Below are 13,929 nucleotides of genomic sequence, written 5' to 3'. Positions count from 1 at the left end.
TACTCTTTAAGACATTCCCTTTAAAGCTAAGGCATTATTTATTATGGCATCATCCGGCAAACGTTTTATGAAACTGGCGAGCATGACAGCAAGTATTGCTGGTAAGGCGGCTAAAAACTCATTTAAGAACTTATCGAGTGATGAAACTAAACGTGCAGAAGCCCGTTCACAAATGCTGCAAGATGTTGGAATTCAGATAGCAGACACCCTAGGTGAAATGAAAGGGGCGGTAATGAAAGTTGGACAAATTGCGTCTCAATACAAAGAGGTTTTTCCACCAGAGGTCGCCGCAGCCTTAGAAAAGCTACAAAACGATGCCCCAGCCATGCCTTATTCCGTCATTAAATCCCAAGTCGAACGTGAGCTTGGCAAACCTATTGACGACGCTTTTGACCACTTTGAACAACACCCTTTTGCAGCAGCCTCTATCGGTCAAGTCCATAAAGCCATACTACCCAGTGGACAACATGTCGTCGTAAAAGTGCAATATCCTGATGTGGATAAAAATTGCGACAGCGACTTAAAACAGGTACGGTTAGCACTAAAGATGACGGGTGTATTAAGCATGAGCCGTGAGCTACAGGATCAGATATTTAACGAGATCCGTGATAGCTTAAAAGATGAGCTAAACTATATTAAAGAAGCACAGAATCTAGCTATATTTGGCGCATTCCATGCCGATGATGACGGTTTAATTATTCCTAAAGTCATCAAGAGCCATTCTACACGTCGAATTTTGACCTTAACAGAAGAGCTAGGCGAGCCATTAAGCGTCGCCTCTACTTGGGACAATGAGATTAAACAGAAGATTGCTACTCGATTGTTTAAATTTAGTGCCGGTCAGATATTTGAGCTATACCGTATGCACTGTGACCCCCATCCCGGCAACTTTGCGTTTCGGCAAGATGGCAGTGTTATCGCCTATGATTTTGGTGGCATTCGTACTTATAGTAATGCTGAAGTAGAACTGTTTAGACGGTTTGCTAGGCACGCTTTAAAAGGGGATGTGACCGCATTAGAGCAAGATCTTATCGCTTTAGATATAAGACGCACAGATGATGTATTGATACCCGGTTCATTCTATCAAGAGTGGTTGCAAATTGGACTCAAACCCTTATCGATTGAACCTTATCATAGCGGATCGTTTAATTTTGCAGACAGTCAGGTTCATTATGAGGCTATCGCTCAAGCCAAACAAGGATTAAAGTATTTTAAGCAATTCCAACCTTCTGCGACAACTATGATGTTAGACCGTACCATTTCTGGACAGTATTGGAATCTAGTCAACCTCGGTGTTGATATCGATCTTAGTCCCTTGGTGAAGCACTATATTGATTTCTAACATTATTTATTGATACCACAGACTGGACACTGCTTATCTTGCCGATAGCGTATTTTTTGCTGAGTCATATTACGACCGTTCCAAATGAGTAATTGCCCAGCTAATGGGTTATGACTCAGCCCTAAATACTGAAGCGCCGCATTGGCTTGTAAGTTACCCATCACTGTCGTGGTACTGGCCAAAACGCCAGAATTAGTGCAGTTTTGAGTGTCATTAGAGGATTCTGAACCTATAGAATGTGAACCTTGACTATCTGAAATAGTAGTGCCGAATAAGCAGTTATAACATCCACTTTGCTGAGCAGGCTCATATAAGGCAAGTTGGCCTGTCATACCGATGGCGGAAGCTGATAGCAGTGGCAGGCGGTGACGCACACTCATTTTATTGAACAGCTCACGAGTCGCAAAGTTGTCCGTACAATCTAACAGTAAAAAAGGGCCTGACTGTTTTGAGTGTTCAATAAGTAATAATTCCTCAGCGTTCGTATAATCTAAGCGCTTTGCACTAAAACTTACCTCAACAAACGGATTGATTTTTTTTAAAGCGGAATACGCCGTTTCTGCCTTGTTTTGACCGACATCCTTATCTGTGAATAAGGTTTGACGCTGTAAGTTGCTCGCTTCAATCACATCATTATCGATAATATGGATAGCACCAACACCTGCACGTGCTAAAGTTTCTGAAACCGGACATCCTAATCCACCCGCCCCTAAAATCACTACCTTGCTTGACTTTAAGCGTAGCTGCGCATCAATATCCCAATTTTCAAGCAATATTTGGCGTGAGTAACGTAGCAACTCTTCGTCAGTTAAATTCATTTAGAAACACCTATTCTCATTCAAAAACCTCTCTACTCTCACCCAATAAACAAATCAAGGTTATCCACCCCTTAAAGTTTCAGTCTATCGTTAATTTAATTGTTATGACATACCCTTAGCAAACTCATCAATTTAGTTAGTCGTGATATATCGGTTTATGTTTATTAATTTAGAATCCACCTTTTAATTATTTCTTTAAAATTTTGGTACGTATAATGAGTTACGTACCCATTAGTAATTAAAAAAACCTTAACAATGTTGACATTGTATTACTTTTAAGGGTTAAATAGTAATACAAACAGTGATAAATAATATTTAAATCAATAATTTATGTGGATATATTATTTTTAAAATGTCATTTTATATCAAATCGATGGTTCTACCATAGCCTATTGTTATACATTAAGAATCATAGACTACGACATAGACTAAATAGTGATACACAAACTAAAGGTAGACTGATTAAAATTTATAGTATTTACCTTGTTTCAACTTATTAAAATTCATCGTAGGCGGTGCTTTTTAGTCCAGCAAATCAAAACCTTTAATCAAAATCCTGGGCTAATGATGCAGCCTTGCTAAAAGTTAAGAATTAAGAGTTAAGAATTAAGAGTTAAGAGTGAGGTAGTATTTATATTTTTTTCAAAATAGCTACGTATGAGAGATAACAAGATTTATTAGCAGTAATAAAATATAGGATCGTAGCTATTAACAAATATGATAGTTAACACTCTAGGATAATAATGGTCAATATCTCAAATTTAATAATTGGCAAATGGTCTGATGAAAGAATGACATAGTTTATTTTTATAAAAGCTTTTTATATTTTAATTCAATAGGGAAACTTATGCGCCTTACCGACTATAGCGATTATGCTCTAAGAACACTGATGTATTTAGCTCTTGATTCTAATCGTAATACATTAGCGACTATTAGTGAGATTTCAAATATATATAAAATCTCGAGAAGTCATCTGACCAAAGTTATTCATAAATTAGCGCAAATAGGTTACATAGAAAGTATGCGGGGTAAGAATGGCGGAATACGACTGGCTAAAGATCCTAAACTGATAAAATTAGGAGAAGTTATGCGTCAGACCGAACCTGACTTTAATATTGCCTCTTGCTTCACCGACTCCAATATAACACACCATACAAACAATAAAGACGATAGAGATAAGAATAACTCAGCAAATAACCTACCTGACTTTCAGGATATTCAGCAGGATAGTCAGCAGGATAGTCAGGATACTAAAAAGGCTAAAATTGAATGCGTAATAACACCTGTATGCAAACTCAAGCATGTTTACTTTGAAGCAAAACAGGCCTTTTTACAGGTTATGGACACCTATACCTTAGAAGATATCATCGAAAATAAAGAAGATATATGGGATGTTCTCAATCTTAAGTTAAATCATTAAATGTACATTTAAATTTTAAAGATCTTAAGAGGGCTGTAATGTAGCCTTCTTGATACTACAACACAAGCCCTCTATCACCTCAAATAATCACTAATAAAAAGTGGATTAAGCATTAGTCTTTAATCACCATAAGCCGCAACTCACTCATATCCTCAATTGCATACTTAACCCCTTCACGCCCAAAACCTGAGTCTTTTACACCGCCATAAGGCATATTATCGACACGGAAAGTTGGAATGTCATTGATAATGACGCCGCCTGCTTCGATACAATCCCAAGCTTGCATGGCTTTATTAATATTAGAAGTATAAACCCCGACTTGTAAGCCAAATCGACTATCGTTAGCAAGCTCAACACCTTTATCAAAACTGTCATAGGCTTCCAATATCATAACGGGACCAAAGGCCTCATCTTTATAAAGCTGACAATCATGGCTGACGTTCTCTAATATAGTAGCATCCATCACCAAGCCCTCACTACCTCCTCCGCAGAGCAATGTAGCACCGTGATCGACCGCCTTGTTAATCCAATCTTGTAATCGCTCAAGCTCCCCTTTATCTATCATCGGTCCAATAAGCACCTCTCCCTGACTAGGATCTCCAGTTTTAACCTGCTTCGCCAATTCAACCAGCTTATCTTTGACCTCTTCATAAATATCACGGTGAATCAGTACCCGCTGTACGCTGATACAGACTTGCCCTGCCTGAGTAAAACCGCCTGTAATAATACGGGGCAGCGCCGTATCTAGATCAGCATCAGGCTCCAGTAATACAGCCGCATTGCCACCAAGCTCTAAGACCACTTTCTTCTTACCAGCACGTGCTTTCATATCCCAACCTACTTTATCAGAGCCCGTAAATGATAAAAGCTTGATTCGCTCGTCTGTCACTAAAACATCTGCAATTTTCGATGACATGGGCAATATTGAAAATGCGCCTTCGGGTAACTCTGTCTGAGCCAATACTTCTGCAATCAATAACGCACTTATTGGTGTAAAACTTGCAGGCTTTAAAATGAACGGACACCCTGCTGCAATCGCTGGCGCAATCTTATGAGCAACTAAGTTTAACGGAAAGTTAAAGGGTGAAATAAAACCACACAAACCTATCGGGACTCGTTTGCTAAAACCTCGATAGCCGGCACTGGCTTCGGTCACATCAAGGGGAATAACCTCTCCTTCTGCTAACGTAGTGACGGCATCCGCAGCAAGCTGAAAGGTACTGATTAGTCGTTTGACTTCCGCTTCAGCAGCGCTTTTTGGCTTACCACCTTCAGCAACCAAAGCTTCCGTAAATTCATCAAAGCGCTGTTTAAACTTAGCAACGCAGTCTTGCAAAATTCGCTGCTTTTGATAAGGCTTCAAAGCTTGCATTACAGGGATGGCCTTAATACCTGCTTGTATCGCTTGCTCAAGTAGCTCGCTATCTGCACGCGCCACTTCTGCAACTGTTCCTTGGCTGAATTTATTGATGACTTCCAATTCATCTGCACCTTCATGTGCTTGATTGGCTAAATAGAGTGGATAAAAATGTTGCATAGGTCACCTTTTTTTAATTTTATTGAATTGAATTATTTATTTAATCATTAAAAGTCTTTTAGCGTGTAAATCATCATATAAGGTGTTCGGTTTTGCTTCTTGATGATCATTGCACATTTTAGACTTTAATGTTTTTTGAGATATTCACTGTTTTTAAAGATATATGACTGATAGGATAATCAAAGTCTCAGGTATCTAGTATTAATTTTTGTTGTTCACTGTTATACCGTCATAAAAGAATAATTTTACTGATGTTGAATAAACCCCTTATTTGTAGCATATGCACCCACCTTTTAACATTAGTTGTTTAAACCTTAGGCTCTAAAATTTTCTATGACAATTTTATAATATCAAAGCCAGTCTCCTATCTAAAGAACTTCTAGACGTTCAAAGTATTTAAGTTTAAATTTAGTTAATAATTCTATAAAGTGTAACAGGTAGGTGTGCATAAATTTTAACGTCATTAAAAGTGATGATAAGCAGTAATGCACTTTAGAGTTCTTGATAAGGTTTGGCATAAAAAAACGCCCTCGCAATGAACTGAACCCCATAAGTTGTGTCCAACTTATGGGGTTCAGTTCATTGCGAGGGCGTTTTTTCAAAGGCTAATATATTGTTAATGTTTACATAATAATATTTACAATATCCGTATCAATATAAATTGTTCTCTCACCAGCACCACTTGTATTAATATATTGATTATACTGGTTACCTTCATAGGTTACCTGACCTACTTCATTCCAAGTACCTGTTCCGCCTAGATTAACAGTATCGGTCGATCCACCAGCAATGTGAAGACCGTCTGTACCTTCTAATTCGTCCGTAGAACTATTATAAGCTGCACGAGTGCCAGTAAAGAATGCATTGCCATTATTTAATAAATCAACGATTTCAATGCCTTCGAGTTCGTTGGCATAAACCGAACTTCCCTGACCTTTTAAAGATAATGTATCAATGCCTGCGCCACCGTTAAGATTATTTGTTCCAGTTGCATCAACTTCAATACCATTACCATTAACTACTATATTATCGTCACCTGCACCCATGTTGATACGACCGCCTTCAACGGTTCCAGCAATATTGAGGGTATCGGCACCATCTCCTAGGTTAACTTGACCACCAGTCAAACTTGCCAAATTAAGTGTATCATCCCCTGAACCAATATTAATGGTACCAGAACTAATCACTCCTAAGTCTAAGTCCGCATTTTGTCCTGATTCAGATAAGACATTTAAGGTAACACCATTATTGATATCTTTAGCGTCACCGGCAATATTGGTTAAGGTGTCGTTATGACCGATATATATAGTTCCTGCGGTTCCACTAAATTTATCAATCTTGATATTATCTACAAAACCGTCGTCTATCATACCATTAACAATATAGTCACTATCATAGGTTGCGACATCGCTATAAATAGTACCTTGTCTCAAGTCATTTAATTCTAAAATATCGGCACCATCACCAAGTATCACTCTACTATTATAACGAACTGCTCCGTAAATATTAACAACGTCATCTCCAGCTCTTGTATAAAGCGTAGCATATTGGATATTTTCAAGCACATTGACTAAATCATTATCAGCACCTGTATCGACGATAGTCGTATCCGCATTTGCAGATATAATTCGTTCAATTTCTATTGTATCCTCCCCCTCTCCTAAATAGAGGCGGGTATTGAGTGCCATATTACCAGTACTGGTAAAATAATCATTACCATTACCAGTGAATATAGCCGTAGCATAGGTTGCGCCTGAAGATGTAATACCATTGGTAGTAATGATAATCTTATCCGCACCATTGTCTGCGAACCTTACAACATCAGAGCTCTGTCCATCAGCTACTATCGAACCATCTGGTGCTAGATTTAATCTATTGCCATTTCCAACAAATGACTCACCCCCTACTGGTTCATCTCTTCTATCTAGTGTTCCTATAGCTGCGCCATCACCATTATCAAAGTAATAAAGTTCAACAGCACCTTCAGGGTCAGAGTTACCTGCAGCATCTACAAAATCAATGAATACATTACTATCTTGATCATCTGTCGTTGAATAATCACCATCAGATTCCTGATCTAGTCCTTCGAAATTATCCACACTTAACGACCATACACCATCAGAATCGACATTTGCAATGACATCAATATCGGGATTATAAATGCCGTCTTTATCTTTATCAATGAAGACCGTTCCATCTAACTCTGCAAACCCTTTTAATACACCACTCGCTATATCACTAGAAATTGTATCGATTTTGAGTTTAATGCTCTCCGCTTCGGTATCAAGCGTGATATTAACTGCTTTCTCGCTTGTTGGTGTACCATCAGAGGTAACTTGAGCTTTATAGACATAGTTGGTACCTTCAGTATCTGGAAGTGCAGATTCAGTATAAGTCGCACTGGTTGCCCCCTCTGTACTATTGGTATACACAGTTGTCTCTTGAGTCAAATTACCATCTATATCTTCGACATATCTTAAAATCTCTAGAGTTTGACCAGCATATAATCCAGTATCTAAAGTTACGTCGATAGTTGGGGTAACGTCATTGGTTAATCCGTTAGTGGTTACGGATGGTGCATCTAAAGCAGGTCCTTCATAAGATACGACACCTGTGTATGGTGCTTGATCTGTGACTCCATAAGCATTACTACCATCAAAAGGTATACCATTTATTAACGCACTATCTTCGTCATAATCATCAGTGACTTGGATACTGACTACATCGGCAGTTTGAACAACATCAATTTCAGTCGTTGCACTACTTGTATAGTTATTAGAGTCAACAATTGTAACCTCTACTGTACGAGTGATTTCATCATTTTGCACATTATTAGTATTTGCAAAAGTGACAGCTTGAATAGCTTGTTCATAATTAGCCAATGAACTATCACCAGTTAAGGTTACAGTGTCTCCATTTGCGCTAACTTGAGCGGTAATACCAGCTGGTAAGTTGTCAGCTTGTAAAACATCACCAGTTTGAGCATTGGTTAAATTGATGGTTGCACTGACTACGTTTACACCTTCTGGACCCGTAAGTTCTATATCGGTATCGGCAACACTTACCGCACCAAAATTATCGATGTAAGTGGTCTTGAAACCATTATCAGTGGCTGTACTGCTATCATCAGCATCTAAATCAATAACCACTTTAAGCTGAATGGTTGTTGTATCAATATCTGGCGTAGCAGCATTACCGGCAATATCTGAAACCGTAGCTTTAATTTGGAAGTCGCCATTGGCTACCCAAGTTTCATTGGCAGGGACATCAACCGACCAAGAACCATTACTAACCGTAGCTGAATACTGAACAGGGTTACTATTACTATCAAGTACAGGATTACCACTGCTATCAAGAATAGATACGGTCACATTTTGGTTGTCTTCAGCGTCTGTTGTACCTGAGATAGTAAATCCATTTTCTACTTCATTCGCAGTAATTGTAGAGTAGATATCATCCCCTGCTGCTTCATTACCATCCGGTTGAGCGTCACCTGCAATTGAGTCTATATCGATTACTGGCGCGGTGGTGTCCATCTCAGCAGTATTAGACGCTGTCACCTCGTTACCATTGTTGTCTGTCGCCGTCACATCTGCGGTGATGGTGCCATCAACCAGTCCTGAGGTGTCAATTGCACCGGTATTATAGTTGCCATCAGCGTCTACTGTGGCCGTACCGGTCGCCGTATTACCCAGCGCATCCGTTAAGGTCACGCTCACTTGTTGATTTGGCGCCACATCCGTGGTGTTACCTGCAACAGTGACCGTATCAGCGGCATCATCTGCGGTGACCGTGGCGGTGATCGCCGCTTCAGTGGCATCCATGGTGGTGGTTTCAGTAACCGACACACTCTCACCATTGTTGTCTGTCGCCGTCACATCTGCGGTGATGGTGCCATCAACCAGTCCTGAGGTGTCAATTGCACCGGTATTATAGTTGCCATCAGCGTCTACTGTGGCCGTACCGGTCGCCGTATTACCCAGCGCATCCGTTAAGGTCACGCTCACTTGTTGATTTGGCGCCACATCCGTGGTGTTACCTGCAACAGTGACCGTATCAGCGGCATCATCTGCGGTGACCGTGGCGGTGATCGCCGCTTCAGTGGCATCCATGGTGGTGGTTTCAGTAACCGACACACTCTCACCATTGTTGTCTGTCGCCGTCACATCTGCGGTGATGGTGCCATCAACCAGTCCTGAGGTGTCAATTGCACCGGTATTATAGTTGCCATCAGCGTCTACTGTGGCCGTACCGGTCGCCGTATTACCCAGCGCATCCGTTAAGGTCACGCTCACTTGTTGATTTGGCGCCACATCCGTGGTGTTACCTGCAACAGTGACCGTATCAGCGGCATCATCTGCGGTGACCGTGGCGGTGATCGCCGCTTCAGTGGCATCCATGGTGGTGGTTTCAGTAACCGACACACTCTCACCATTGTTGTCTGTCGCCGTCACATCTGCGGTGATGGTGCCATCAACCAGTCCTGAGGTGTCAATTGCACCGGTATTATAGTTGCCATCAGCGTCTACTGTGGCCGTACCGGTCGCCGTATTACCCAGCGCATCCGTTAAGGTCACGCTCACTTGTTGATTTGGCGCCACATCCGTGGTGTTACCTGCAACAGTGACCGTATCAGCGGCATCATCTGCGGTGACCGTGGCGGTGATCGCCGCTTCAGTGGCATCCATGGTGGTGGTTTCAGTAACCGACACACTCTCACCATTGTTGTCTGTCGCCGTCACATCTGCGGTGATGGTGCCATCAACCAGTCCTGAGGTGTCAATTGCACCGGTATTATAGTTGCCATCAGCGTCTACTGTGGCCGTACCGGTCGCCGTATTACCCAGCGCATCCGTTAAGGTCACGCTCACTTGTTGATTTGGCGCCACATCCGTGGTGTTACCTGCAACAGTGACCGTATCAGCGGCATCATCTGCGGTGACCGTGGCGGTGATCGCCGCTTCAGTGGCATCCATGGTGGTGGTTTCAGTAACCGACACACTCTCACCATTGTTGTCTGTCGCCGTCACATCTGCGGTGATGGTGCCATCAACCAGTCCTGAGGTGTCAATTGCACCGGTATTATAGTTGCCATCAGCGTCTACTGTGGCCGTACCGGTCGCCGTATTACCCAGCGCATCCGTTAAGGTCACGCTCACTTGTTGATTTGGCGCCACATCCGTGGTGTTACCTGCAACAGTGACCGTATCAGCGGCATCATCTGCGGTGACCGTGGCGGTGATCGCCGCTTCAGTGGCATCCATGGTGGTGGTTTCAGTAACCGACACACTCTCACCATTGTTGTCTGTCGCCGTCACATCTGCGGTGATGGTGCCATCAACCAGTCCTGAGGTGTCAATTGCACCGGTATTATAGTTGCCATCAGCGTCTACTGTGGCCGTACCGGTCGCCGTATTACCCAGCGCATCCGTTAAGGTCACGCTCACTTGTTGATTTGGCGCCACATCCGTGGTGTTACCTGCAACAGTGACCGTATCAGCGGCATCATCTGCGGTGACCGTGGCGGTGATCGCCGCTTCAGTGGCATCCATGGTGGTGGTTTCAGTAACCGACACACTCTCACCATTGTTGTCTGTCGCCGTCACATCTGCGGTGATGGTGCCATCAACCAGTCCTGAGGTGTCAATTGCACCGGTATTATAGTTGCCATCAGCGTCTACTGTGGCCGTACCGGTCGCCGTATTACCCAGCGCATCCGTTAAGGTCACGCTCACTTGTTGATTTGGCGCCACATCCGTGGTGTTACCTGCAACAGTGACCGTATCAGCGGCATCATCTGCGGTGACCGTGGCGGTGATCGCCGCTTCAGTGGCATCCATGGTGGTGGTTTCAGTAACCGACACACTCTCACCATTGTTGTCTGTCGCCGTCACATCTGCGGTGATGGTGCCATCAACCAGTCCTGAGGTGTCAATTGCACCGGTATTATAGTTGCCATCAGCGTCTACTGTGGCCGTACCGGTCGCCGTATTACCCAGCGCATCCGTTAAGGTCACGCTCACTTGTTGATTTGGCGCCACATCCGTGGTGTTACCTGCAACAGTGACCGTATCAGCGGCATCATCTGCGGTGACCGTGGCGGTGATCGCCGCTTCAGTGGCATCCATGGTGGTGGTTTCAGTAACCGACACACTCTCACCATTGTTGTCTGTCGCCGTCACATCTGCGGTGATGGTGCCATCAACCAGTCCTGAGGTGTCAATTGCACCGGTATTATAGTTGCCATCAGCGTCTACTGTGGCCGTACCGGTCGCCGTATTACCCAGCGCATCCGTTAAGGTCACGCTCACTTGTTGATTTGGCGCCACATCCGTGGTGTTACCTGCAACAGTGACCGTATCAGCGGCATCATCTGCGGTGACCGTGGCGGTGATCGCCGCTTCAGTGGCATCCATGGTGGTGGTTTCAGTAACCGACACACTCTCACCATTGTTGTCTGTCGCCGTCACATCTGCGGTGATGGTGCCATCAACCAGTCCTGAGGTGTCAATTGCACCGGTATTATAGTTGCCATCAGCGTCTACTGTGGCCGTACCGGTCGCCGTATTACCCAGCGCATCCGTTAAGGTCACGCTCACTTGTTGATTTGGCGCCACATCCGTGGTGTTACCTGCAACAGTGACCGTATCAGCGGCATCATCTGCGGTGACCGTGGCGGTGATCGCCGCTTCAGTGGCATCCATGGTGGTGGTTTCAGTAACCGACACACTCTCACCATTGTTGTCTGTCGCCGTCACATCTGCGGTGATGGTGCCATCAACCAGTCCTGAGGTGTCAATTGCACCGGTATTATAGTTGCCATCAGCGTCTACTGTGGCCGTACCGGTCGCCGTATTACCCAGCGCATCCGTTAAGGTCACGCTCACTTGTTGATTTGGCGCCACATCCGTGGTGTTACCTGCAACAGTGACCGTATCAGCGGCATCATCTGCGGTGACCGTGGCGGTGATCGCCGCTTCAGTGGCATCCATGGTGGTGGTTTCAGTAACCGACACACTCTCACCATTGTTGTCTGTCGCCGTCACATCTGCGGTGATGGTGCCATCAACCAGTCCTGAGGTGTCAATTGCACCGGTATTATAGTTGCCATCAGCGTCTACTGTGGCCGTACCGGTCGCCGTATTACCCAGCGCATCCGTTAAGGTCACGCTCACTTGTTGATTTGGCGCCACATCCGTGGTGTTACCTGCAACAGTGACCGTATCAGCGGCATCATCTGCGGTGACCGTGGCGGTGATCGCCGCTTCAGTGGCATCCATGGTGGTGGTTTCAGTAACCGACACACTCTCACCATTGTTGTCTGTCGCCGTCACATCTGCGGTGATGGTGCCATCAACCAGTCCTGAGGTGTCAATTGCACCGGTATTATAGTTGCCATCAGCGTCTACTGTGGCCGTACCGGTCGCCGTATTACCCAGCGCATCCGTTAAGGTCACGCTCACTTGTTGATTTGGCGCCACATCCGTGGTGTTACCTGCAACAGTGACCGTATCAGCGGCATCATCTGCGGTGACCGTGGCGGTGATCGCCGCTTCAGTGGCATCCATGGTGGTGGTTTCAGTAACCGACACACTCTCACCATTGTTGTCTGTCGCCGTCACATCTGCGGTGATGGTGCCATCAACCAGTCCTGAGGTGTCAATTGCACCGGTATTATAGTTGCCATCAGCGTCTACTGTGGCCGTACCGGTCGCCGTATTACCCAGCGCATCCGTTAAGGTCACGCTCACTTGTTGATTTGGCGCCACATCCGTGGTGTTACCTGCAACAGTGACCGTATCAGCGGCATCATCTGCGGTGACCGTGGCGGTGATCGCCGCTTCAGTGGCATCCATGGTGGTGGTTTCAGTAACCGACACACTCTCACCATTGTTGTCTGTCGCCGTCACATCTGCGGTGATGGTGCCATCAACCAGTCCTGAGGTGTCAATTGCACCGGTATTATAGTTGCCATCAGCGTCTACTGTGGCCGTACCGGTCGCCGTATTACCCAGCGCATCCGTTAAGGTCACGCTCACTTGTTGATTTGGCGCCACATCCGTGGTGTTACCTGCAACAGTGACCGTATCAGCGGCATCATCTGCGGTGACCGTGGCGGTGATCGCCGCTTCAGTGGCATCCATGGTGGTGGTTTCAGTAACCGACACACTCTCACCATTGTTGTCTGTCGCCGTCACATCTGCGGTGATGGTGCCATCAACCAGTCCTGAGGTGTCAATTGCACCGGTATTATAGTTGCCATCAGCGTCTACTGTGGCCGTACCGGTCGCCGTATTACCCAGCGCATCCGTTAAGGTCACGCTCACTTGTTGATTTGGCGCCACATCCGTGGTGTTACCTGCAACAGTGACCGTATCAGCGGCATCATCTGCGGTGACCGTGGCGGTGATCGCCGCTTCAGTGGCATCCATGGTGGTGGTTTCAGTAACCGACACACTCTCACCATTGTTGTCTGTCGCCGTCACATCTGCGGTGATGGTGCCATCAACCAGTCCTGAGGTGTCAATTGCACCGGTATTATAGTTGCCATCAGCGTCTACTGTGGCCGTACCGGTCGCCGTATTACCCAGCGCATCCGTTAAGGTCACGCTCACTTGTTGATTTGGCGCCACATCCGTGGTGTTACCTGCAACAGTGACCGTATCAGCGGCATCATCTGCGGTGACCGTGGCGGTGATCGCCGCTTCAGTGGCATCCATGGTGGTGGTTTCAGTAACCGACACACTCTCACCATTGTTGTCTGTCGCCGTCACATCTGCGGTGATGGTGCCATCAACCAGTCCTGAGGTGT

Annotated in this window: 5 protein-coding genes (1 of these 5 cut by a window edge); 2 read left to right on the top strand and 3 right to left on the bottom strand. The window is 45.0% G+C overall.

Annotated features, from left to right (window positions below):
• The first annotated feature begins 43 nt into the window (after positions 1-43).
• Positions 44-1,342, top strand: a complete 1,299-nt coding sequence (locus AC21OG_RS08625; RefSeq protein ID WP_487377931.1) for an ABC1 kinase family protein — start codon at positions 44-46, stop codon at positions 1,340-1,342.
• 2 nt (positions 1,343-1,344) lie between these two features.
• Here the strand turns inward: AC21OG_RS08625 and AC21OG_RS08620 are convergent, their stop codons facing one another.
• Complete coding sequence (locus tag AC21OG_RS08620; protein ID WP_487377932.1) at positions 1,345-2,160, bottom strand: HesA/MoeB/ThiF family protein; 816 nt, start codon at positions 2,158-2,160, stop codon at positions 1,345-1,347.
• Positions 2,161-3,007: 847 nt separating this feature from the next.
• On the opposite strand from AC21OG_RS08620, the gene AC21OG_RS08615 reads away from it, so the two are divergent.
• Positions 3,008-3,580, top strand: a complete 573-nt coding sequence (locus AC21OG_RS08615; protein WP_487377933.1) for an Rrf2 family transcriptional regulator — start codon at positions 3,008-3,010, stop codon at positions 3,578-3,580.
• 112 nt (positions 3,581-3,692) lie between these two features.
• Here AC21OG_RS08615 and AC21OG_RS08610 read toward each other — a convergent pair whose 3' ends face one another.
• Positions 3,693-5,117, bottom strand: a complete 1,425-nt coding sequence (locus tag AC21OG_RS08610) for an aldehyde dehydrogenase family protein (RefSeq protein ID WP_487377934.1) — start codon at positions 5,115-5,117, stop codon at positions 3,693-3,695.
• A gap of 623 nt (positions 5,118-5,740) precedes the next feature.
• Positions 5,741-13,929, bottom strand: partial view of an Ig-like domain-containing protein gene (locus tag AC21OG_RS08605; RefSeq protein ID WP_491185034.1) — the final stretch only. 18,835 nt of this gene lie beyond the right edge of the window; only the last 8,189 of its 27,024 coding nucleotides appear in the window; the start codon falls outside the window, past its right edge; its stop codon occupies positions 5,741-5,743.

Source organism: Psychrobacter sp. CX5 (assembly GCF_057621535.2).
Note: the sequence above shows the minus strand (reverse complement) of the source record. Positions and strands in the feature narration are given on the sequence as shown.

Bases quoted from the DNA above. Each gene is read 5' to 3' on its own strand.
- AC21OG_RS08610 (WP_487377934.1), bottom strand. From the start codon at position 5,117: ATGCAACATTTTTATCCACTCTATTTAGCCAATCAAGCACATGAAGGT.
- AC21OG_RS08615 (WP_487377933.1), top strand. From the start codon at position 3,008: ATGCGCCTTACCGACTATAGCGATTATGCTCTAAGAACACTGATGTAT.
- AC21OG_RS08620 (WP_487377932.1), bottom strand. From the start codon at position 2,160: ATGAATTTAACTGACGAAGAGTTGCTACGTTACTCACGCCAAATATTG.
- AC21OG_RS08625 (WP_487377931.1), top strand. From the start codon at position 44: ATGGCATCATCCGGCAAACGTTTTATGAAACTGGCGAGCATGACAGCA.